Source organism: Stutzerimonas kunmingensis (assembly GCF_900114065.1).
In the GTDB taxonomy this organism is placed as follows: Bacteria; Pseudomonadota; Gammaproteobacteria; order Pseudomonadales; family Pseudomonadaceae; genus Stutzerimonas; species Stutzerimonas kunmingensis.
Genome location: NZ_FORS01000006.1, coordinates 47,595 through 68,382 on the forward strand (window position 1 = coordinate 47,595; position 20,788 = coordinate 68,382).

Annotated in this window: 20 protein-coding genes and 1 tRNA gene; 10 read left to right on the plus strand and 11 right to left on the minus strand. The window is 61.4% G+C overall.

Going from position 1 to position 20,788, the window contains the following annotated elements; all coding sequences use genetic code 11:
* Nucleotides 1-23 precede the first annotated feature (23 nt).
* From iscR to trmJ, 3 genes are all read right to left on the minus strand, one after another.
* Entirely contained in the window at nucleotides 24-515 is a 492-nt protein-coding gene (gene iscR, locus BM275_RS15240) for a Fe-S cluster assembly transcriptional regulator IscR (RefSeq protein WP_014819461.1), read from the minus strand.
* A 158-nt stretch (nucleotides 516-673) separates the two neighbouring features.
* Nucleotides 674-1,450: a serine O-acetyltransferase gene (cysE, locus tag BM275_RS15245; RefSeq protein WP_090522119.1), complete on the minus strand. Its 777-nt coding sequence runs from the start codon at nucleotides 1,448-1,450 to the stop codon at nucleotides 674-676.
* Complete coding sequence (gene trmJ, locus BM275_RS15250) at nucleotides 1,450-2,286, minus strand: tRNA (cytosine(32)/uridine(32)-2'-O)-methyltransferase TrmJ (RefSeq protein ID WP_224742751.1); 837 nt, start codon at nucleotides 2,284-2,286, stop codon at nucleotides 1,450-1,452. Before trmJ ends, cysE begins: the two co-directional genes overlap by 1 nt.
* Before the next feature lie 94 nt (nucleotides 2,287-2,380).
* Between trmJ and suhB the strand changes: the two genes are divergently transcribed.
* Nucleotides 2,381-3,196 (plus strand): type III secretion system regulator SuhB, encoded by an 816-nt coding sequence (gene suhB / locus BM275_RS15255; RefSeq protein ID WP_023446554.1) that lies wholly within the window; start codon nucleotides 2,381-2,383, stop codon nucleotides 3,194-3,196.
* Between the two features lie 65 nt (nucleotides 3,197-3,261).
* Here suhB and BM275_RS15260 read toward each other — a convergent pair whose 3' ends face one another.
* The 6 genes from BM275_RS15260 to queA all read right to left on the minus strand — a co-directional run bounded on the left by BM275_RS15260 (nucleotide 3,262) and on the right by queA (nucleotide 9,280).
* Nucleotides 3,262-3,795, minus strand: coding sequence for a glycine zipper 2TM domain-containing protein (locus BM275_RS15260; RefSeq protein WP_014819457.1), 534 nt, complete (start codon nucleotides 3,793-3,795; stop codon nucleotides 3,262-3,264).
* 76 nt (nucleotides 3,796-3,871) lie between these two features.
* Nucleotides 3,872-4,783, minus strand: a complete 912-nt coding sequence (gene secF, locus BM275_RS15265) for a protein translocase subunit SecF (RefSeq protein WP_023444169.1) — start codon at nucleotides 4,781-4,783, stop codon at nucleotides 3,872-3,874.
* Nucleotides 4,784-4,795: 12 nt separating this feature from the next.
* Entirely contained in the window at nucleotides 4,796-6,664 is a 1,869-nt protein-coding gene (gene secD, locus BM275_RS15270) for a protein translocase subunit SecD (RefSeq protein WP_014819455.1), read from the minus strand.
* 64 nt (nucleotides 6,665-6,728) lie between these two features.
* Nucleotides 6,729-7,058 carry a preprotein translocase subunit YajC gene (gene yajC / locus BM275_RS15275; protein ID WP_003296020.1) on the minus strand — a complete coding sequence of 110 codons (330 nt, stop codon included), beginning with the start codon at nucleotides 7,056-7,058 and terminating at the stop codon, nucleotides 6,729-6,731.
* A 42-nt stretch (nucleotides 7,059-7,100) separates the two neighbouring features.
* Nucleotides 7,101-8,216: a tRNA guanosine(34) transglycosylase Tgt gene (gene tgt, locus BM275_RS15280; protein WP_090522121.1), complete on the minus strand. Its 1,116-nt coding sequence runs from the start codon at nucleotides 8,214-8,216 to the stop codon at nucleotides 7,101-7,103.
* 14 nt (nucleotides 8,217-8,230) lie between these two features.
* The gene (queA, locus tag BM275_RS15285) at nucleotides 8,231-9,280 is read right to left on the minus strand and encodes a tRNA preQ1(34) S-adenosylmethionine ribosyltransferase-isomerase QueA (protein ID WP_090522123.1); all 1,050 of its coding nucleotides are present in this window, start codon (nucleotides 9,278-9,280) and stop codon (nucleotides 8,231-8,233) included.
* 113 nt (nucleotides 9,281-9,393) lie between these two features.
* Here queA and BM275_RS15290 point away from each other — a divergent pair.
* The 3 genes from BM275_RS15290 to BM275_RS15300 all read left to right on the plus strand — a co-directional run bounded on the left by BM275_RS15290 (nucleotide 9,394) and on the right by BM275_RS15300 (nucleotide 10,782).
* Nucleotides 9,394-9,480, plus strand: a tRNA-Leu gene (locus BM275_RS15290).
* 493 nt (nucleotides 9,481-9,973) lie between these two features.
* The gene (locus tag BM275_RS15295; RefSeq protein ID WP_003298189.1) at nucleotides 9,974-10,186 is read left to right on the plus strand and encodes a cold-shock protein; all 213 of its coding nucleotides are present in this window, start codon (nucleotides 9,974-9,976) and stop codon (nucleotides 10,184-10,186) included.
* Between the two features lie 98 nt (nucleotides 10,187-10,284).
* The gene (locus tag BM275_RS15300; protein ID WP_014819452.1) at nucleotides 10,285-10,782 is read left to right on the plus strand and encodes an RDD family protein; all 498 of its coding nucleotides are present in this window, start codon (nucleotides 10,285-10,287) and stop codon (nucleotides 10,780-10,782) included.
* A 78-nt stretch (nucleotides 10,783-10,860) separates the two neighbouring features.
* Here BM275_RS15300 and lptG read toward each other — a convergent pair whose 3' ends face one another.
* Nucleotides 10,861-11,922 (minus strand): LPS export ABC transporter permease LptG, encoded by a 1,062-nt coding sequence (gene lptG / locus BM275_RS15305; RefSeq protein ID WP_023444166.1) that lies wholly within the window; start codon nucleotides 11,920-11,922, stop codon nucleotides 10,861-10,863.
* On the minus strand, nucleotides 11,915-13,036 hold the full coding sequence (gene lptF, locus BM275_RS15310) for an LPS export ABC transporter permease LptF (RefSeq protein ID WP_090522125.1): 1,122 nt from the start codon (nucleotides 13,034-13,036) through the stop codon (nucleotides 11,915-11,917). The genes lptG and lptF overlap by 8 nt, the downstream gene beginning before the upstream one ends.
* A 267-nt stretch (nucleotides 13,037-13,303) precedes the next feature.
* On the opposite strand from lptF, the gene BM275_RS15315 reads away from it, so the two are divergent.
* From BM275_RS15315 to BM275_RS15340, 6 genes are all read left to right on the plus strand, one after another.
* Entirely contained in the window at nucleotides 13,304-14,791 is a 1,488-nt protein-coding gene (locus tag BM275_RS15315; RefSeq protein WP_090522127.1) for a leucyl aminopeptidase, read from the plus strand.
* A gap of 75 nt (nucleotides 14,792-14,866) precedes the next feature.
* A complete protein-coding gene (locus BM275_RS15320) occupies nucleotides 14,867-15,286 on the plus strand; it encodes a DNA polymerase III subunit chi (RefSeq protein ID WP_090522129.1) in 420 nt (139 codons plus the stop codon).
* A gap of 71 nt (nucleotides 15,287-15,357) precedes the next feature.
* Complete coding sequence (locus BM275_RS15325) at nucleotides 15,358-15,744, plus strand: DNA polymerase III subunit chi (protein WP_090522131.1); 387 nt, start codon at nucleotides 15,358-15,360, stop codon at nucleotides 15,742-15,744.
* Between the two features lie 107 nt (nucleotides 15,745-15,851).
* Nucleotides 15,852-18,686 (plus strand): valine--tRNA ligase, encoded by a 2,835-nt coding sequence (locus tag BM275_RS15330; RefSeq protein WP_090522133.1) that lies wholly within the window; start codon nucleotides 15,852-15,854, stop codon nucleotides 18,684-18,686.
* A 361-nt stretch (nucleotides 18,687-19,047) separates the two neighbouring features.
* Entirely contained in the window at nucleotides 19,048-20,430 is a 1,383-nt protein-coding gene (gene nhaD / locus BM275_RS15335) for a sodium:proton antiporter NhaD (RefSeq protein ID WP_023444161.1), read from the plus strand.
* Nucleotides 20,431-20,488: 58 nt separating this feature from the next.
* Nucleotides 20,489-20,785 carry a winged helix-turn-helix domain-containing protein gene (locus BM275_RS15340; protein ID WP_014819444.1) on the plus strand — a complete coding sequence of 99 codons (297 nt, stop codon included), beginning with the start codon at nucleotides 20,489-20,491 and terminating at the stop codon, nucleotides 20,783-20,785.
* The last annotated feature ends 3 nt before the right edge of the window (nucleotides 20,786-20,788 follow it).

Consider the following 20,788-nt stretch of genomic DNA (forward strand, 5'->3'; position numbering starts at 1 on the left):
CTCCTATCAGGCAGTCGCCCTGCTCAATCGATGGCGGACGTTTCTATCTTGTCCATATGCGGCGAAGTGCCGCCAGCCTTGCGCATGTCTTGGCGCAGGGCGACCTGCTGCACGTCCTGGCGCTTGACCAGGTCGGCCAGGCTGATGCCGCTGAGGAATTCATGAATCTGCTGGCTGAGGTCACACCACAGATGGTGAGTCAGGCAGGTATCGCCAGAGTGGCAGCCGCCCAGACCTTGGCAACGCGTGGCATCGACCGACTCGTTCACAGCGTCGATGACCTGGGCGACCTGAATGCCGGCCATGTCGCGAGAAAGCTGATAGCCGCCGCCGGGCCCTCGCACGCTCGTCACCAGGCTGCCGCGGCGCAGCTTCGCGAAGAGCTGCTCGAGATAGGAAAGGGAAATACCCTGCCGCTCGGAAATATCGGCCAGGGAGACCGGCCCATGCTGCGCATGCAGCGCCAGATCGAGCATGGCGGTCACGGCATAACGGCCTTTGGTGGTTAATCGCATCGGTCTGCACCAAGCATTACGGTTTGGCGCAATTATGCAATTCCCGAGTATTTGAGTCAACTATAAGACCTATTAATTCAGTAGGTCTTTAGTCTGGAACCACGCCCGGCCGGAGGCAGCGGGCCGGCATGATACCAGCTGCTGCCAGCCCGCGCACTTCAGGTGCGGGCATCGCCAGCGTTGGACTTCACTTCAACGAAGTCTTCTTCTCGCAGCTCCGGAAGGTCCTTGGCGCAATAATCGCTGCCCAGCGCCTTGAGCGCGCCACACATGCCCTCCAAGCGCTCCTCTACGGCCTGAACATGATCCAGCAACTGCCCAATGGCTCGCGCGACGGGATCAGGCATATCCTCGCTGACGCCATAGGCGTCGAATCCGATCTTCTCGGCAATGGCCTTGCGCTTGGCTTCCTGCTCATCGCTGGATTTGACGATCACCCGCCCCGGAATCCCAACCGCCGTCGCTCCCGGCGGCACTTCACGGGTAACCACCGCATTAGAGCCGATCTTCGCGCCCGCGCCGACGGTGAACGGCCCAAGGATCTTCGCGCCGGCTCCCACGATTACACCATCTTCAAGCGTCGGATGGCGCTTGCCCTTATTCCAGCTGGTGCCACCGAGTGTCACGCCGTGATAGAGCGTCACGTCATCGCCAATTTCCGCGGTCTCGCCAATGACGATGCCCATCCCGTGATCAATGAAGAATCGCCGGCCAATCCTGGCGCCCGGATGGATCTCGACCCCGGTCAGCCAGCGCCCCAGATTCGAGGACACCCGCGCAAGCCACTTGAATTCATGCACCCACAGCCAATGGGACAGGCGATGAATCCAGATGGCGTGCAGCCCCGGATAACAGGTCAGAACTTCGAACGCATTGCGTGCCGCCGGATCGCGATGGAAAACGCTCTGAATGTCTTCGCGCATGCGTTCGAACATCAATCACTTCTCCGCTTGTGAGGCTCGCCGCGGGCAGCCTTTTGTGTCTCGGTGAGAATACCGCGCAGGATATTCATTTCCAGCTTGCTGACACCGCTGCGCCCGTAGAGCCGACGCAATCGGGGCATCAGATGCCTGGGCTTGGCCGGATCGAGAAAGCCGATATCCACCAGAGTCTGCTCAAGATGACCGAAGTAATTCTCCAGCTCGTCGACAGTCACGGGCTGGGCATCCAGCATCGCCGTGGTTTCCAGTTTTTCGACCTTGGTTGGCCGCCCCTCGGCAGCCAACCAGGCCATGCGCACCTCGTAGGTAAGCACCTGCACGGCCGCAGCGAGATTCAATGAACTGAACTGTGGATCAGACGGGATATGGACGTGGTACTGGCAGCGCTGCAACTCCTCATTGGTCAGCCCCGCGTACTCGCGACCGAATACCAATGCGACTTCGCCGCCCCCGGCAGACTGCTCCACGGAAACCGACGCGCACTCCCGAGGATCGAGCAACGGCCAGGGAATGCGCCGATCACGAGCACTGGTTCCGAGCACCAGACTGCAACCAGCCAGCGCCTCTTCCAGCGTTGCAACGACCCGTGCACTATCGAGAATGTCGGTTGCACCGGACGCCCTGGCCACAGCGTTGGGACTCGGGAAATCCTCGGGATCGACCAATACCAGGCGCGAAAGCCCCATGTTCTTCATGGCGCGAGCCGCACCACCGATGTTGCCGGCATGACTGGTATTGACCAGCACGACACGAATGTTCTGCAGCGACACAATAATTCTCTGCTTGAAAGCGAGCAGAAAGCTTACAGGAAGCGGCTCCCGATCCGCCATCTGCCGCCCCCTGCAACCACCACCGTGACGCTACATGCGCCGGCGCTTTCCTGATAGAATTTCGCGCTTTCTTTAACGACCAGGTAATTGATCCATGCAGCCCATGCTGAATATCGCGCTGCGCGCCGCCCGCAGCGCCGGCGAACTGATTGTCCGTTCCACCGATCGCCTGGATGCAATCTCGGTCAACGAGAAAGAAGCGAAGGATTACGTCACCGAAATCGACAAGGCCGCAGAGCAGAGCATCGTCAATGCGCTGCGCAAGGCCTACCCGAATCACGGCATCCTGGGCGAGGAAGGCGGACTGCTCGAAGGCAGCGGGGACGGCGCCGATTACCTGTGGATCATCGACCCGCTGGATGGAACCACCAATTTTGTCCGCGGCATTCCTCACTACGCCGTCAGCATCGCCTGCAAGTACCGCGGGCGCCTGGAACACGCGGTCGTGCTGGACCCGGTACGCCAGGAAGAATTCACCGCTAGCCGCGGCCGTGGCGCCGCCCTGAACGGCCGCCGCCTGCGCGTTAGCGCACGCAAGAGCCTGGACGGCGCACTGCTCGGCACCGGCTTTCCGTTCAAGGATGGCCAGATGGACAACCTGGACAGCTACTTGAAGATGTTCCGCAGCCTGGTCGGCCAGACCTCCGGCCTACGTCGTGCCGGCGCCGCAAGCCTCGACCTGGCTTATGTCGCTGCAGGCCGCTTTGATGCGTTCTGGGAGTTTGGCCTTTCCGAATGGGACATGGCTGCAGGCGCACTGCTGATCCAGGAAGCCGGCGGCTTGGTGAGCGATTTCAGCGGCGGCCATGACTTCCTTGAGAAGGGTCAGATCGTTGCCGGCAACACCAAATGCTTCAAGGCGGTACTGACCACCATCCAGCCGCACCTGACACCTTCTCTCAAGCGCTGAGAACGATGGCGGCATAAAAAACGCCCCAACGGGGCGTTTTTTTTGTTGCTGCACAATCGCTCAACTCACTGCTGCGATAGCGACAACTGTCCATCCTGCACCGGGATCTGGCTACCCGGATCACGATCCATGCGTACGCGACCCACCTTGCCGGCGAGGTCGTACTTCACGTCGTAGCCGACGATCTTGTCGTGCGAATCGGTTACCGTGCTGCAGCGTGTTTCGGTAGTGGTATAGGTGCTGCTGGCCTGCATGCGGCCCTGCACCTGATTGCCTGCATAACCGCCACCGACCGCACCGGCGACCGTCGCAATTTTCTTGCCGGTACCGCCACCAACCTGATTGCCGAGCAGGCCACCAACCACCGCACCCACTGCTGTACCTGCGATGCGATGCTGATCCTGCACTGGTTTCTGCCGAGTCACCGCGACATCCTTGCAAACCTCTCGCGGAGTCCGAATGGTTTCCTTGATCGGCTCCACCGCCAGCACATCGGCGAATTTCGGCCCGCGATCAACCAGACTATAAGTAGCGAAAGCGCCGCCAGCCGTGGCGACCACCACTCCGAGCGCCGTACCGACCAACATGGACTTGTTCACTGTGACTTCCTCTTCCTTCGGGCTGCGCCCGTTCCGCAGCCTTGGACTCCTTTAGGCTGCGGAAGTTCGAAGAAGATCAGGGGCGCTCGTCCGCTTCCTCTTCCACCACTGGTGGAATCAGGTCGTCACGGGTGAGCTTCAGCCAGACGAGCAGCATGCCAGCGACATAGACCGACGAGTACGTGCCTGCCCCAACGCCGATCAACAGCGCCAACGAGAAGCCCCACAGATTCTCGCCACCAAAGACCATGAGCGCACCGACAGCCAGCAACGTGGATACCGAAGTTGCCATGGTGCGCAGCAAGGTTTGCGTCGTGGAGATATTGATGTTTTCCAGCAGCTCCGCCTTGCGCAGCATGCGGAAGTTCTCGCGGATCCGGTCAAAGATGACGATTGTGTCGTTCAGCGAATAGCCGATAACCGCCAGCACAGCGGCCAGCACGGTGAGATCGAACGATATCTGGAAAAAGGAGAACACCCCGAGAACGACGATCACATCGTGGAACAGCGACAGCACGGCACCGAGACCGAACTTCCACTGAAAGCGAAAGGCCACGTAGACCAGAATACCACCCAGCGCGAGCAGCATGCCCAGGCCACCCTGGTCGCGCAGCTCCTCACCCACCGCAGGCCCGACGAACTCGACTCGCTTGACGCTCACCGAGTTGGCACTGTCAGCGCCGCGCAATGCATCAGCGATGCGCTCTCCCAGCTGAGGATCGTCGCCCGGCATGCGCACCAGCACGTCAGTAGTCGCACCGAAGCTCTGCACTACAGCGTCGCCAAAACCGGATTGCACCAGCTGCCCACGCACCTGCTCGAGTTCAACCGGGCGCTCATAGCCGAGCTCGATCAGTGTACCGCCAGTAAAGTCCAACCCGAAGTTGAGCCCCTTGACCACCAGGCTCGCCAGTGACGCAACGGTCAGCACCACGGTCAGAGCGAAGGCCACATGGCGGACACCCATGAAATTGATTACGCGTTTCATCGTGCTAGCCCCTTAAATCCACAGCTTCTTGAGATCGCGGCCACCGTAGATCAGGTTGACCATGGCGCGCGTCACGATGATTGCGGTAAACATCGACGTCAGGATGCCGATCGAAAGGGTGACCGCGAAGCCCTTGATCGGGCCGGTCCCCATGGCGAACAGGATGCCGCCGACCAGCAGAGTGGTCAGATTGCCGTCGACGATCGCCGAGAAGGCCCGATCGAAGCCTTCATGGATGGCGCGCTGGATCGACATGCCATTGGCGATCTCCTCGCGGATTCGCGAGAAGATCAGCACGTTGGCATCCACCGCCATACCCATGGTCAACACGATACCGGCAATACCCGGAAGGGTCAGCGTGGCATTGAGCATCGACATCAGGGCTGTCAGCACGACCATATTGAACAGCAGCGCAATGGTCGCCAACACACCGAAGAACTTGTAGATCAGCACCATGAAGATGGCGACGAAGAGGAAGCCCCACATGGCTGCCTGGACGCCCAGCTTGATGTTTTCAGCGCCCAGGCTCGGGCCGATGGTGCGCTCTTCTGCGAAGTACATCGGCGCCGCCAGACCACCGGCGCGCAGCAGCAACGCCAGCTCTGACGACTCGCCCTGGCCATCGAGGCCGGTGATGCGGAACTGGCTGCCGAGTGGCGACTGGATAGTTGCAAGGCTGATGATCTTCTTTTCTTCCTGGAAGGTCTCGACGCGCACTTCCTGCTCAACACCATCAACCGTCTGCCGCACATAGCGAGTCATCGGCCGCTGCTCGATGAAGATCACGGCCATGCTGCGCCCGACATTGTTGCGCGTGGCGCGATTCATCAGATCGCCGCCATGGCCATCGAGCCGGATATTCACCTGCGGACGGCCATTCTCGTCGTAGCTGGCCTGGGCGTCGGTCACCTGATCACCTGTAATGATCAGTGTGCGCTCAAGCTGAACCGGCGGGCGGCCCTCTTCGCGGAACTCGAAGGTTTCGGTGGAAGCACGCGATGCATCTGAATCGGCAGCCAGGCGGAACTCAAGGTTCGCCGTCTTGCCGAGGATACGTTTGGCCTCGGCCGTATCCTGCACACCCGGCAGCTCGACGACGATCCGATTGGCACCTTGGCGCTGAACCAACGGCTCAGCCACGCCGAGTTCGTTGACGCGATTACGCACCGTGGTCAGATTCTGCTTGATCGAGTACTCGCGAATTTCCGCCAGCTTGGCTTCGGTCAGCGTCAGACGCAGCACGTACTGGCCGTTGCGCTCTGCGGACGTCAGCTCGAAGTCGGTAAATTCCTTGCGGATGAGCGATTGGGCTGCATCCAGGGTAGCCTCATCGGCAAAGCCCAACTGCACGGAATCCTTCAGATTCGGCAGACTGCGGTATCGCACACGCTCCTTGCGCAGCAGACTCTTGACCTCACCCTCGGAGACGTTCAGGCGCGTTTCAATTGCCTTGTCCATGTCCACTTCCAGGAGGAAGTGCACACCACCGGAGAGATCCAGACCAAGCTTCATCGGGCTTGCGCCAAGATTGCGCAACCAGTCGGGAGTCGTAGGCGCCAGATTGAGCGCAACTACGTAGGCGTCGCCGAGCGCGCGGCGCACGATATCTTTTGCCGGCAACTGATCATCCTGACGCTCGAGACGCACAAGGCCACCTCGGCCCTGCTCGTCCAGGGACGCAGACTTGACCGCGATACCACCATCCACGAGTGCTTTGCTGATGCGCTCAAGGTCTGCCTCGCCGATCTCCTGCGATGTGCTGGCACCGGTAACCTGAATCGCCGGGTCATCCGGATAGAGGTTGGGAGCAGAGTAAATAAAGGCGATCGCGAGCACTGCCAGAATCAGCAGGTATTTCCAGAGAGGGAATCTATTGAGCATGACGCAGCCCGTTTAATGAACGCGGGGCGCCTTGCGCGCCCCGTCGATATTGAATGAAGTCAGCTCAGATGGCTTTCAGTGTGCCCTTGGGCAACGTTGCGGCGATCGCCACTTTCTGGAACTTCAGCTCAACGTTGTCAGACACCTCGATCACCACGAAGTCATCGGCAACCTTGGTGACCTTGCCAGCGATACCGCCGGAAGTGACCACTTCGTCGCCCTTCTGCAGGCCGGCGATCAGGTTCTTGTGTTCCTTGGCACGCTTGGACTGGGGGCGCCAGATCATCAGGTAGAAGATGACCAGAAAACCGACCAGAAAAACCCACTCGAAACCAGTACCAGCAGGACCAGCAGCAGCCTCCTGGGCATAGGCGGCGGGAATCAGAAAGCTCATGTAGCACTCCTGTTGCAGAAAGGATTGTTTTGTTCTGGCACGTCACGCAAGCGGCGGCGTTGGCAGACCGCGCTTGGCATAAAAGGCGTCGACAAAGGCCGCCAATGTACCCTGTTGAATGGCGTCGCGTAAACCAGCCATAACCCGCTGGTAATGCCGCAGGTTATGGATGGTATTCAACATGCTACCCAGCATTTCGCCGCATTTATCCAGATGATGCAGATAAGCGCGGGAGAAATGTTTGCAGGTGTAACAGTCACAGCTCGGATCCAGCGGAGAATCGTCGTGTTTGTGAACGGCGTTGCGGATCTTGATTACACCGCCATCAACGAAAAGATGCCCATTTCGCGCATTGCGCGTTGGCATCACGCAGTCGAACATATCGACGCCGCGCCGCACACCTTCGACCAGGTCCTCCGGCTTACCCACCCCCATCAGATAGCGTGGCTTATCCGCTGGCATCTGCGGCGGAAGGAAATCCAGCACACGGATCATCTCTTCCTTCGGCTCGCCAACCGACAGGCCGCCAATCGCCAGGCCGTCAAAACCGATCTCGCAAAGCCCTTCCAGCGAGCGCATGCGCAAAGATTCGTGCATACCGCCCTGAACAATGCCGAACAGCGCAGCCGGACTGTCGCCATGGGCGACCTTCGAGCGCTTGGCCCAGCGCAGCGACAGCTCCATCGAACGCCGCGCCACGTCTTCGTCAGCGGGATAAGGCGTGCATTCATCGAAGATCATCACGATATCCGAGCCCAGGTCACGCTGGACCTGCATCGACTCCTCCGGCCCCATGAAGACTTTTGCGCCATCTACCGGAGAGGCGAAGTAGACGCCCTCCTCCTTGATCTTGCGCATCGCGCCCAGGCTGAACACCTGAAAGCCGCCCGAATCGGTGAGGATAGGCCCCTGCCACTGCATGAAGTCGTGCAGGTCCCCATGGCGCTTGATCACTTCAGTGCCAGGGCGCAACCAGAGATGGAAGGTGTTGCCTAGAATGATCTGCGCTCCGATCGCCTCGATGTCACGTGGCAGCATGCCTTTGACGGTACCGTAAGTGCCCACTGGCATGAACGCCGGCGTCTCGACGGTGCCGCGCGGAAAGGTCAGACGTCCGCGGCGCGCCTTGCCATCGGTGGCAAGCAGCTCGAAGGACATATGGCAGGAGCGAGTCATTGGGTTTCCTCGGGGCCGCGCGGCGCGGGATTGCGGGTGATGAACATGGCATCGCCGTAACTGAAGAAGCGATAACGCTGAGCCACCGCTTCGGCGTAGGCCGCCATGGTCTCCGGATAACCGGCGAAGGCGGAAACCAGCATCAGCAGCGTGGATTCAGGCAGATGGAAATTGGTGACCAGTGCATCCACCACATGAAAGCTCTTGCCTGGGTAGATGAAGATATCGGTGTCGCCACTGAACGGCTTGAGTTCACCATCGCGCGCCGCCGTCTCCAGCGAACGCACGCTGGTAGTACCGACAGCGATCACGCGCCCACCACGGGAGCGACAGGCCGCCACCGCATCGACGACATCCTGGCCGACCTCCAGCCATTCGCGATGCATGTGATGCTCTTCGATACGCCCCACGCGCACCGGCTGAAAGGTGCCGGCGCCGACATGAAGGGTAACGTAGGCCGTTTCCACGCCAGACTCACGCAGCGTCTGCAGCAGCGCCTCATCGAAGTGCAGTCCTGCGGTCGGCGCAGCCACGGCACCGGCGCGCTGCGCGTAGACGGTCTGGTAACGCTCGCGGTCGGCGACGTCGTCAGGCCTGTCTATATAAGGAGGCAATGGCATGTGCCCGATGCGCTCGAGCAACGGCAGAACATCCTCGTCGAACTCAAGCTCGAACAGCGCATCATGCCGGGCGATCATTTCCGCTTCGCCGCCGCCATCGAGCAGGATCTTCGATCCGGCCTTGGGCGACTTGCTGGAACGGACATGCGCCAGAACGCTGCGATTGCCGACTACCCTTTCGACAAGGATTTCCAGCTTGCCGCCGGTAGCTTTCTGACCGAAAAGGCGCGCTGGGATCACCCGGGTATTGTTGAACACCATCAGATCGCCAGGCCGCACATGGTCCAGCAGATCGGCGAAGTTGCGATGCGAGAGCTTTCCCGTTTCGCCTTCGAGCACCAGCAGACGACTGGCGCGCCGCTCCGCCAGGGGATGTCGTGCGATCAGGGCATCGGGCAGCTGGAAGAAAAAATCGGCAACTTGCATGGATCGGAGGTCGGGACGCGGAAAGGGCGCAAATCTTATCCGAAACACGTCGACCTGACCACGCCAAGCGATTGACCACCCCGTCGCGCATCCCTATACTGCGCGCCCACTGTGCCTCGATGGCGGAATCGGTAGACGCAGCGGATTCAAAATCCGCCGTTGGTAACAACGTGAGAGTTCGAGTCTCTCTCGAGGCACCATCAGTGAATCGCTACAACGCAGCCAAGCTGCATGCTTAGCGAAACGGGTAACCGGATCGCCTGCAAATCTAACGCCGTAGCGAAGCTTCAAAGCGCACCAGCCGCATGCAAGCATCCAGACAATCTGGATCGGCAGCACGGCAAGCAACGTCACTACATCGCTTTTCCTCAGACTGACACTCGATATCGATGCAGTCGACTCGTGGCAGTGCCTCTCTCGCAACAGCGAATAAGGCGAGTCAAAGCCACGTCAAAAAGCGCCAAATGGCGCCGCCTGGACAGGCAAATTCTATGGCTCCGAGGGGTTGGCATTCCCTGGCGAGTTATCGTAGAGTGTGCCCACTGTGTTTGCATGGGTCGCTGTTGAATCGTGACCTGGTGCAGTAGATCTTCAGATCCGCTACTCCGCTCGACTCTCTTACTCCTTGCAACCAGTTCCAGCTTCCTGCTCTGCGGGGGCAATTCTACTTTTGAGTTTCAAGGATACAAAGACATGTCGAATCGTCAGAACGGTACCGTCAAGTGGTTTAACGACGAGAAAGGTTTTGGTTTCATCACTCCCGAGAGCGGTCCGGATCTGTTCGTGCACTTCCGCGCGATCGAAGGCAACGGCTTCAAGAGCCTGAAAGAAGGCCAGAAAGTCAGTTTCGTCGCAGTGCAAGGTCAAAAGGGCATGCAGGCAGACCAGGTTCAGATCCTGGGCTAAGCCTCTTCTCCGAAAAGCCCCTGATGTTGCCATCAGGGGCTTTTTTATGCGCGCAATTCCGTAGAATGCGCCGCCCACCTCTTTGATCGAGACACCCAATGCGCAGACACCTGCTCAGCCCGCAGGGCCAGTTTCCCGCCGCCGGCCTGGTACGCCGGCTTGCTGCAATGTTCTATGACAGCCTGCTGTGCATCGCCTTGATGATGGTGGTGACACTGCTCTATCAGCAAGTCCTGCTGCGCCTGCTCTACGGCAGTGAACAGCTGCAGCAGCTCGCGGATGCCGGCCGCCTGGACATCGACCCCCTGCTCTCGACGCTGCTGCTGTTCAGCCTGTTCGGCTTTTTCGCCAAGTTCTGGACCCACAGCGGCCAAACGCTGGGCATGCAGGTCTGGGGCATCCGGATCCAGAATGCAGACGGAACCGCCATCGATCTTTGGCAGGCGCTTCTGCGTTTTCTGATCGCACTGGTTTCGCTGCTGTGCCTGGGCATGGGTTATTGGTGGATGCTGCTCGACAAACAGAACCGCACCTGGCACGACATGTACTCGGAGAGCCAGGCCGTTCAGCTACCGAAGAACATTCACAAGAAGTGACTTTGCTCTACGCACCGAGCCAACAATGACCCAAACCTTGTCGACAGCGCCTCCGGCGGTTCACGCCGGAGGCACCCGTCATCCCGCCCGACGCAGCAACCAGGCACCGATGAGTGCACAGATGCCCGCTGGCAGCACCACCGCAAGCAACGGCGAGAAGCCGAACACCTGGCTAGCCGGCCCGAGCAAATCCTGAATAATGCGGAATACGAAGCCGACCACTACGCCGGTAAAGATGCGCTGACCAAGCGTGACCGAGCGCAGCGGCCCGAAGATGAACGAGATCGCCAGCAGCACCAGCGCAACGGTGACGGCCGGCTGCAGCACCTTGGTCCAGAATGCCAGCCAGTAGCGACCGTTGTTCAACCCCTGCTCGCCCAGGTAGTGGATATAGCGCCACAAGCCGGTGATCGATAGCGCTTCCGGCTCCATCACCACCGTGCCGAGTAGCTGCGGCGTCAGCTGAACATCCCAGCGTTCCTGCGGCGTGCGCACCACCTCGGTGTGATCGCCGCGAAAATGGGTGGTCGAGATATTCTCGAGCAGCCAGTGATCAGCCTGATAGCTGGCGCGACGGGCAAAACTGGACGACAACAGGCGGCGCTCGTCATCGAAGCGATAACGTGTCACCCCCACCAGCATGCCGCCGGGCTGCACGGCGTTGACGTGCACGAACTCGTTCTCCTGCCGGTGCCACAGGCCGCGTTTGCTGCTCTGCGCCTCGCCTGCGCCCTGCGCCAGGGAGCGCCGCGCCTGGGCGATGTCCTCGGTCGCTGGCGCAACGTACTCACCGATCAGAATGCCGGCAATGAGCAGCACCAGCATCGGCTTCATCACCGCCACCACGATGCGCCCCAGCGAGACACCAGCCGCGCGCATGATGGTCAGCTCGCTGCTGCTGGCAAGCGTGCCAAGGCCGATCAAACAACCGATCAGTGCCGCCATAGGCAGCATTTCATACAGACGCCGAGGCGACGTCAGCAGCACGTACTGCAGGGCATCGCCCAGCCCGTAGCTGCCTTCTACATCACTCAATTCATCGATGAACGCGAATAGCAGAGCCAGACCCACGATGATGCCGAGGACAGTCAGAATCGCGAGAAAGACATGGACTCCGATGTAGCGATCCAGCTTAACCACGAGCCACCTCCCGCTGCGCACTGCCCTTCTTCATCCGCAGCCTGATCGGCTCCCAGTACAGCATCAACAGGCCTATCGCCAGGAACAGCCCGTGCACCCACCAAAGGCCCAGCGCCATCGGGATTCGCCCCTTGTCCAGCGCACCGCGCACGGCGATCAGCAACGCGAGGTAGGTCATGTACAGAAGGATCGCCGGCAGCAGCTTGAGAAAACGCCCCTGTCGCGGATTCACCTTGGCCAGCGGCACCGCGAGCACGGTGACGACGAACACCAGCAACGGCAATGAGAAGCGCCACTGCAGCTCGGTGCGATGCCGGATGTTGTCGCTGCCGAGCAGCTCCCGAGTCGGCAGCGCCTCACGCTCGCTCAGCTCCATGCTCACCTCCGGCTTGGGAAGCAGCACGCCATAGGTGTCGTACTGGATGGCGCGGTAATCGGCCTGCCCCGGGCTGCCGTCATAGCGATAGCCATTTTCCAGAATCAGATAGCGACTGCCATCGGGCTGGACTTCCTGCCGTCCGCTCTCGGCAACCAGCACCGACAGCCCGCTTTCCTTTCCGGTCTGACGCGAAACATTGGTTTCGGAGATGAACACCCCGCCGAGCTCGCTGCGATCAGCCGACAGTTCGCGGGTGTAGGTTACCCGTGACCCGCCGCGCAACGTCTGGAAGCGCCCCGGCACCAGCGTGTCGAACTCGGTCAGGGAGTCCTGCTGATTGAGGATACGGTCCACCTCGGCGATGCCCTGCGGCGCCAACCCCAGGCTCAGCCAGCCCACCACGCCCGCCACCAGGGCGGCGGGCGCCAGGCTGTAGACCAGCAGCCGGCGCTGGCTCATGCCCGTGGCCGAAAGCACGGTCATTTCGCTTTCCAGATAGAGGCGCCCGTAGGCCAGCAGAATGCCGAGAAACAGTCCGAGCGGGAGGATGAGCTGCAGAAAGCCGGGCAGACGAAAGCCCATGATCAGCAACAGCACCCCTGGGTCGAGCAGTCCCTGCGCAGCCTGCGCCAGATACTTGATGAAACGGCCACTCATGATGATTACCAGCAGCACGGCACTGACCGCGCTCATGGTGACCAGCAGCTCTCGGGACAGGTAACGAAAGACGATCAAACCAGACACTCCAGGGTTGTCAGGCTCTGGCGGCAACGCTCAAACTAGCCGCCAGTTGCCGGCCCGCCGGAGCGGGCCGTTGGAAATTGGGTAATGACGCACCGAGCGGACGCGGACCGCCGCGCCGAAACAATCGCCGAAGCATCGACGATTGCAACGTTTCTAGCCTAGCGCAGTCGTTAGCAACGACCGAACAGGCGAACCACCGGAAAAATAAGCCCGGCATTATCATGCAAACCCGACTCTTTGTCTTGGGGACACCACGTCATGGAATTTGTTGTCAAAAGCGCCAAAGCCTCCACCCAGAAGACCGCCACCCTGGTTCTGCCGCTCGGCGATGACTGCCTTCTCGGCAGCGTCGCGCAGAGCGTAGACAGCGCCAGCGGCGGCGCGCTCAGCACTGCGCTCAAGCGTGGCGACATCCAGGGCAAAGCGGGTCAGACCCTGCTCTTGCATGGCCTGCCCGGCCTCAAGGCTGAGCGCGTACTGCTGGTCGGGATCGGCAAGGTCGACGAACTGGACAACCGCCAGTGGCGCAAGATCGCCAATGCCGCACTTGCCGCAATCAAGGGTCTCGGCGGTGCCGATGCGGCCTTCGCCATGCAGGATGTTCAGATCAAAGGTCGCGACAATTACGGCCGCACTCGCCTGCTGGTGGAAATCCTTGCCGACGGCCAGTACGTGTTCGATCGCTTCAAGAGCAAGAAAGCCGACCCGCGCGCTCTGCAGAAGATCGTCCTGCTGTGTGACAAGAGCGAGCAGCCCGACGTGGAACGCGCGACCCGCGAAGCCTCGGCGATCGCCAGTGGCATGGCCTTCACCCGCGACCTCGGCAACCTGCCACCGAACGTCTGCCACCCGACCTACATCGCCGAACAGGCAAAGCAAATGAGCAAGGCCTACAAGGGCCTGAAGGTCGACGTGCTCGACGAGAAGAAGCTGCGTGATCTCGGCGCCGGCGCCTTCCTCGCGGTTTCCCAGGGCAGCGACCAGCCCGGCTGCATCATCGTCATGCAGTACAACGGCGGCAAGAAGGGCGAGCAGCCGTATGCCCTGGTGGGCAAAGGCATCACCTTCGATACCGGTGGCATCAGCCTCAAGCCGGGCCAGGGCATGGACGAGATGAAGTACGACATGGGCGGAGCCGCCAGCGTACTCGGCACACTCAAGGCCGTGCTAGAGCTGCAGCTGCCGATCAACCTGGTCTGCCTGCTGGCCTGTGCCGAGAACATGCCCAGCGGCGGCGCCACCCGCCCGGGCGACATCGTCACCACCATGAGCGGTCAGACCGTGGAAATCCTCAACACCGATGCCGAGGGCCGTTTGGTGCTGTGCGATGCGCTGACCTACGCCGAACGCTTCGAACCGCGCGCGGTGATCGACGTGGCCACGCTGACCGGTGCCTGCATCGTCGCCTTGGGCAGCAACACTTCCGGTCTGCTGGGCAACAACGACGCCCTGGTGCAGCAACTGCTGCAGGCTGGCGAGAACGCTGCCGACCGCGCCTGGCAGCTGCCGCTGTTCGACGAATACCAGGAACAGCTGGACAGTCCATTCGCCGATATCGCCAACATCGGCGGCCCCAAAGCAGGCACCATCACGGCTGCCTGCTTCCTCTCGCGCTTCACCAAGAAGTTCGCCTGGGCGCACCTGGATATCGCCGGCACCGCCTGGACCAGCGGCGGCAAGGAAAAAGGCGCCACCGGCCGGCCCGTGCCGCTGTTGACCCAGTACCTGCTGGACCGGGTCAACTGAGATGCACCTGGCCGTCGCGCCTGATCCCTCGGGCCGGAGCCGCCTTGCGCTGCCCGGCCAGAGCGGAGCACGCCCATGACGCGGGTCGAATTCTACGTCCTGCCCGACGCCAACCCGACCGGCCGCCTGCGGGCGGCCTGTCAGTTGGCGGCCAAGGGCTGGCAACACGGCATGCAGGTATTCATTCGCTGCGTCGATGAAACGCAGTCAAGCGAGGTCGACGAGCTACTCTGGGGCTTTCGCGCCGAGCGCTTCATTCCCCACGAGCAACACGTCGACGACCCGAAGGCCCCGGTAGTGATCGGTGTCGACCAGGCACCTCAATTCACGCAGGGCCTCTTGATCAACCTGGGATCAACGCTTTCTTCGCACATCGACCAGTTCAGCCGGGTCATCGAGATCGTCAACCAGGAACCGCAACTGCTGACCGCCTGCCGGGAGAATTTCCGCCTGTATCGACGCCAGGGCTATGATCCGAAACGGGTCGAGCTTTAAGACCAACCATTCGACAGCAAGGGAAAACCCCTGGCAGCCGCCGGGATGCTCAAGCCCCGGAAACTTCTGAGATGACACCGAAAGCCCCGAACAAACCCGCCGAACTGCTGAGCGATCTCGAGTCCATTCGCGCCCTGCTCGGTGACGATTTTCCAGACGAGGCTCCGGCCGGCGCAGCGCTGGACCCGGACAGCATTCCGCTGCTGTCCGATATCGTCGAGCCAGCGCCTGCCGTTCCGGCCGCGAGCGCCAGCGACGACGAGCCGCGGGAAACCAGCGTGCGCAGCGCGTTTCGCTCCCTGGCCGAACGGCACATCGACCACGAGCTGCGCACCGTGGCCAATCTGATCCTGCAGGAAGTGATCGACGACTTCGTGCCGCAGATCGAGGCGGAACTCAAGCGTCGCCTCGAGAGCCGAATCGAGCGCCTGGTACGCACGCCCCCGCCTCGCTCCTGAGTCATCCGCGACAATGCGCAGTTAATAAGTACGGCCGCGTAATCTCGCGGCCGTTTGCCTTTATACTTGCCCGTTTTTCCGACCAGCCGTTTTAAGGGTCCCGCCGCATGGACAAGACCTACCAGCCGCACGCCATCGAGACTTCCTGGTACCAGACCTGGGAATCGAACAACTATTTCGCCCCGCAAGGTTCCGGCGAGCCCTACACCATCATGATCCCGCCGCCGAACGTCACCGGCAGCCTGCACATGGGTCACGGCTTCAACAACGCCATCATGGATGCTTTGATCCGCTGGCGCCGCATGCAGGGCCGCAACACCCTGTGGCAGCCAGGCACAGACCATGCTGGTATCGCCACGCAGATGGTGGTCGAGCGCCAGCTCGGCGCGCAGGGCGTTTCGCGTCATGACCTTGGACGCGAGAAGTTTCTCGAGAAGGTCTGGCAGTGGAAGGAAGAGTCCGGCGGCACCATCACCCGGCAGATCCGTCGTCTGGGCTCCTCGGTGGACTGGTCGCGCGAGCGCTTCACCATGGACGACGGCCTCTCCGAGGCGGTCAAGGAAGCCTTCGTCCGCCTGCACGAGGACGGCCTGATCTATCGCGGCAAGCGCCTGGTCAACTGGGACACCAAGCTGCACACCGCGATCTCAGACCTCGAAGTCGAGAACCATGACGAGAAAGGTCATCTCTGGCACCTGCGTTATCCGCTGGCCGACGGTTGCAAGACTGCAGACGGCCTTGATTACCTGGTGGTCGCCACTACCCGTCCGGAAACCATGCTCGGTGACGCCGCCATCGCCGTGCACCCGGAGGACGAGCGCTACAAGAGCCTGATCGGCCGTCACGTCATGCTGCCGCTGGTCAACCGCCTGATCCCCATCGTCGCCGACGACTATGTCGACCTCGAGTTCGGTACCGGCTGCGTGAAGATCACCCCGGCGCATGACTTCAACGACTACGAGGTCGGCAAGCGTCATCACCTGCCGCTGATCAATATCTTCGACCGCAACGCCGCGGTGCTCGCCAAGGCCCAGGTGTTCAACATCGACGGGACGCCGAACGACAAGATCGATGCCAACCTGCCGGACGGCTACGCGCACATGGACCGCTTCGATGCGCGCAAGGCCATTGTCGCCGAGTTCGACGCCATGAGCCTGCTGGAAAAGATCGACGACCACGCGCTGAAAGTCCCCCGCGGTGATCGCTCCGGCACCATCATCGAGCCGTGGCTGACCGACCAGTGGTACGTTTCCACCAAACCGCTGGCCGAGAAGGCCATCGCCGCCGTCGAAAGCGGCGAAATCCAGTTCGTGCCCAAGCAGTACGAGAACATGTACTTCAGCTGGATGCGCGACATCCAGGACTGGTGCATCAGCCGTCAGCTCTGGTGGGGCCATCGCATTCCTGCGTGGTACGACGAAGCCGGCAACGTCTACGTTGGCCGCGATGAAGTGGAGGTACGCAGCAAGTACAACCTCTGCAACAACGTCGAACTGCGTCAGGACGAGGACGTCCTGGACACCTGGTTCAGCTCCGGCCTGTGGACCTTTTCCACACTCGGCTGGCCGCAGCAGACCGAGTTCCTGAAGACCTTCCACCCCACCGACGTGCTGGTCACAGGCTTCGACATCATCTTCTTCTGGGTCGCCCGGATGATCATGCTGTCCACTCACCTGACCGGGCAGATTCCGTTCAAGACCGTCTACGTGCACGGTCTGGTACGCGATGGTCAGGGGCAGAAGATGTCCAAGTCCAAGGGCAACGTGCTCGACCCGCTGGACATCGTCGATGGCATCACCCTCGATGAACTGCTGACCAAGCGCACCAGCGGCATGATGCAGCCCAAGCTGGCCGAGAAGATCGCCAAGCAGACCCGCGCCGAGTTCCCCGAAGGCATCGCCAGCTACGGCACAGACGCCCTGCGCTTTACCTTCTGCTCGCTGGCCTCAACCGGCCGCGACATCAAGTTCGACATGGGCCGCGTCGAGGGTTACCGCAACTTCTGCAACAAGATCTGGAACGCCGCCAACTTCGTCTTCGAGAACACCGAGGGCAAGGACACGGGGGTCAATGGCGAGCCCGTCGAGCTCTCGTCGGTGGATCGCTGGATCATCTCCGCGCTGCAGCGTACCGAGAGCGAGGTGAATCGACAGCTGGAGGCGTTCCGCTTCGACCTGGCCGCGCAGGCGCTGTACGAGTTCATCTGGGACGAGTACTGCGCCTGGTACCTGGAGCTGGTCAAGCCGCTGCTGTGGGACGAGACCGCAAGCGCCGAACGCCAGCGCGGCACCCGCCGCACCTTGGTGCGCGTGCTGGAAACCGCGCTGCGCCTGGCGCATCCGTTCATGCCGTTCATTACCGAGGAAATCTGGCAGCGCGTCGCGCCGCTCGCCGGCAAGTCCGGTCCGACGCTGATGCTGCAGCCGTGGCCGGAGTTCAACCCGGAGCGTATCGACGAAGCCGCCGAAGGCGATATCGAGTGGCTCAAGGCCTTCATGCTGGGCATCCGCCAGATCCGCGGCGAGATGAACATCTCCATGGCCAAGCGCATCGACGTGGTGCTGGGCAACGCCTCGGCTACCGATCAAAGCCGCCTGACCGACAACGAGCCGCTGCTGAAGAAACTGGCCAAGCTGGAAAGCGTGCGCCTGCTCAACGACGGCGAAGAAGCACCGCTGTCGGCCATCGCGCTGGTGGGTGACATGCAGGTGCTTGTGCCGATGGCTGGCCTGATCGACAAGGATGCCGAACTGGCTCGCCTGGACAAGGAACTCGCCCGGCTGGACGGCGAGGTCAAGCGCGTCGGCGGAAAGCTGTCGAACGCCGGTTTCGTCGACAAGGCACCCGCCGAGGTGATCGACAAGGAACGCGCCAAACTGGCCGAGGCCGAACAGGCCAAAGCCAGGCTGCAGGAGCAGCGCGACCGCATCGCCACGCTCTGATCAGGACGCGGTAAACGCAAAAGGCCAGCCCGAAAGGTGCTGGCCTTTTTGCTTAAGGAGGTCATCTTGATTGATGACAAGTTATTACCGGCAACGCTGATACACTATGCCGCACATGAAACACCCCTTTACAAACTGGCAGGCCGTTAAAGCCAAGACGAACAGCTCGACGATGTGAAATGAGCCCCCTGCTGCGAAGCGCAATGCCCCACGTATTTCGCCGAACGCGCAACCGTCTCCCAGGGCAGTCCACCGCCCCGATTTGTTTCACCTCGCTAGCGAATCGTTCCCCTGCCAGCCGCTGAGGCTGCGTCGACACACCCGCATGCCCGGCAAGGTTCCTCAAGATGGAGTCCCTCCGATGTATGCACTCATGGCTGTCGTGTTCGTCATAGGCTATCTATGCATAGCCTTTGAACATCCCCTGAAGATAGACAAGGCCGCTGCCGCGATCCTGACCGCGGTTGTGACCTGGACCATTCTGGTGCTAGGCGCCGACCAGATACTTCCGCTGCTGCAACCCGGCAGCCACAACCCCGGGGACTCCTCGGCGGTGGTGGTCGAATCGCTGCGTCATCACCTGGGAGAAGTCTCGGAGATTCTCTTCTTCCTGCTCGGCGCGATGACCATCGTCGAGCTGATCGACTCCCACGAAGGTTTCAAGGTAATCACCGACCGCATCCAGACCCGCAAGCGCGTGCACCTGCTGTGGATCATCGGCTTCCTCACCTTCTTCCTCTCCGCAGCACTGGACAACCTGACCACCACCATCGTCATGGTCTCGCTGCTGCGCAAGCTCATCCGTGGCCGTCCCGAGCGCTGGTTGTTCGTCGGCGTCGTGGTAATCGCCGCCAACGCCGGTGGTGCCTGGTCGCCGATCGGTGACGTGACCACCACCATGCTCTGGATCGGCAACCAGATCAGCGCTTCCGGCGTGATCACCGGCCTGTTCCTGCCAAGCCTGGTGTGCCTGCTGGTGCCGCTGATCATTCTCAGCTTCCGTCTGCGCGGCGAGGCACCACGCCCGCGTCCTCGTGCTCACCTGGCCGAGAAGCACCCACCGACCACCACCGTATTCGAGCGCAACCTGGTACTCGGTCTTGGCCTCGCTGCCCTGCTCTTCGTCCCGGTGTTCAAGACCGTGACCCACCTGCCGCCTTACATGGGCATCCTCTTCGGCCTCGGCGTGCTCTGGGTGACCACCGAGTTCATCCACCGCAACAAGAATGCCGAAGACAAGCACCCGCTTTCGGTAGTCGGCGTTCTGCGCAAGGTGGACACCCCCAGCGTGCTGTTCTTCCTCGGCATTCTGCTGGCCGTATCCAGTCTCGCTACCGCGGGCCACCTGACCCAGGTCGCGACCGCGCTGCGTGAATCGCTCGGCCACATCTACCCGATCACCTACGCCATCGGCCTGCTTTCGGCCGTGGTCGACAACGTGCCGCTGGTGGCCGGTGCGATGAAGATGTACCCGCTGGTCAGCGAGAAGATGCTGGCTGCAACCGCGGCAGAGGAAATTAGCTGGATGTCCCAGTTCGTCGTCGATGGCAACTTCTGGGAGATGCTCGCCTTCTGCGCCGGTACCGGCGGTAGCACGCTGATCATCGGCTCGGCTGCGGGGGTCGCGGCGATGGGCATGGAGAAGATCAGCTTCACCTGGTACGTCAAGCGCGTCAGCTTGCTGGCCTTCCTCGGTTACACTGCGGGCGCCGCGACCTACATCGGCATGCTCGCCCTGCGCTAAACCGCAGCGAGCCTGGCCAGGTCGCTGCCCCCACAGACGACCTGGCCAGGGACCTTCCATGACCGTCAGCAAGACCAAAACCAGTTTCTATCGCCGACTCTACGTCGCCTGGCTGATCGACAGCGGCACCGCCTGCAGTGTCCCTGCACTGATGGCCGCGACCGGCATGCCGCGGCGCACCGCCCAGGACACCCTTGCCGCGCTCGCGGAGCTGGACATCGACTGCAGCTTCGAGCAGGACGACGGCGAACGCCACAATGCCGGCCACTACGCCATCCGCGACTGGGGTGCCATCGACAAGGGCTGGATCGAGCGCAACCTGCCGCGTATCAAATCCATTCTCGAATATCCCTGATCG

Coding starts and splice junctions, on each gene's coding strand:
- iscR (WP_014819461.1), bottom strand. CDS start 515: ATGCGATTAACCACCAAAGGCCGTTATGCCGTGACCGCCATGCTCGAT.
- cysE (WP_090522119.1), bottom strand. CDS start 1,450: ATGTTCGAACGCATGCGCGAAGACATTCAGAGCGTTTTCCATCGCGAT.
- trmJ (WP_224742751.1), bottom strand. CDS start 2,286: ATGGCGGATCGGGAGCCGCTTCCTGTAAGCTTTCTGCTCGCTTTCAAG.
- suhB (WP_023446554.1), top strand. CDS start 2,381: ATGCAGCCCATGCTGAATATCGCGCTGCGCGCCGCCCGCAGCGCCGGC.
- secF (WP_023444169.1), bottom strand. CDS start 4,783: ATGAAACGCGTAATCAATTTCATGGGTGTCCGCCATGTGGCCTTCGCT.
- secD (WP_014819455.1), bottom strand. CDS start 6,664: ATGCTCAATAGATTCCCTCTCTGGAAATACCTGCTGATTCTGGCAGTG.
- yajC (WP_003296020.1), bottom strand. CDS start 7,058: ATGAGCTTTCTGATTCCCGCCGCCTATGCCCAGGAGGCTGCTGCTGGT.
- tgt (WP_090522121.1), bottom strand. CDS start 8,216: ATGTCCTTCGAGCTGCTTGCCACCGATGGCAAGGCGCGCCGCGGACGT.
- queA (WP_090522123.1), bottom strand. CDS start 9,280: ATGCAAGTTGCCGATTTTTTCTTCCAGCTGCCCGATGCCCTGATCGCA.
- BM275_RS15295 (WP_003298189.1), top strand. CDS start 9,974: ATGTCGAATCGTCAGAACGGTACCGTCAAGTGGTTTAACGACGAGAAA.
- BM275_RS15300 (WP_014819452.1), top strand. CDS start 10,285: ATGCGCAGACACCTGCTCAGCCCGCAGGGCCAGTTTCCCGCCGCCGGC.
- BM275_RS15315 (WP_090522127.1), top strand. CDS start 13,304: ATGGAATTTGTTGTCAAAAGCGCCAAAGCCTCCACCCAGAAGACCGCC.
- BM275_RS15320 (WP_090522129.1), top strand. CDS start 14,867: ATGACGCGGGTCGAATTCTACGTCCTGCCCGACGCCAACCCGACCGGC.
- BM275_RS15325 (WP_090522131.1), top strand. CDS start 15,358: ATGACACCGAAAGCCCCGAACAAACCCGCCGAACTGCTGAGCGATCTC.
- BM275_RS15330 (WP_090522133.1), top strand. CDS start 15,852: ATGGACAAGACCTACCAGCCGCACGCCATCGAGACTTCCTGGTACCAG.
- nhaD (WP_023444161.1), top strand. CDS start 19,048: ATGTATGCACTCATGGCTGTCGTGTTCGTCATAGGCTATCTATGCATA.
- BM275_RS15340 (WP_014819444.1), top strand. CDS start 20,489: ATGACCGTCAGCAAGACCAAAACCAGTTTCTATCGCCGACTCTACGTC.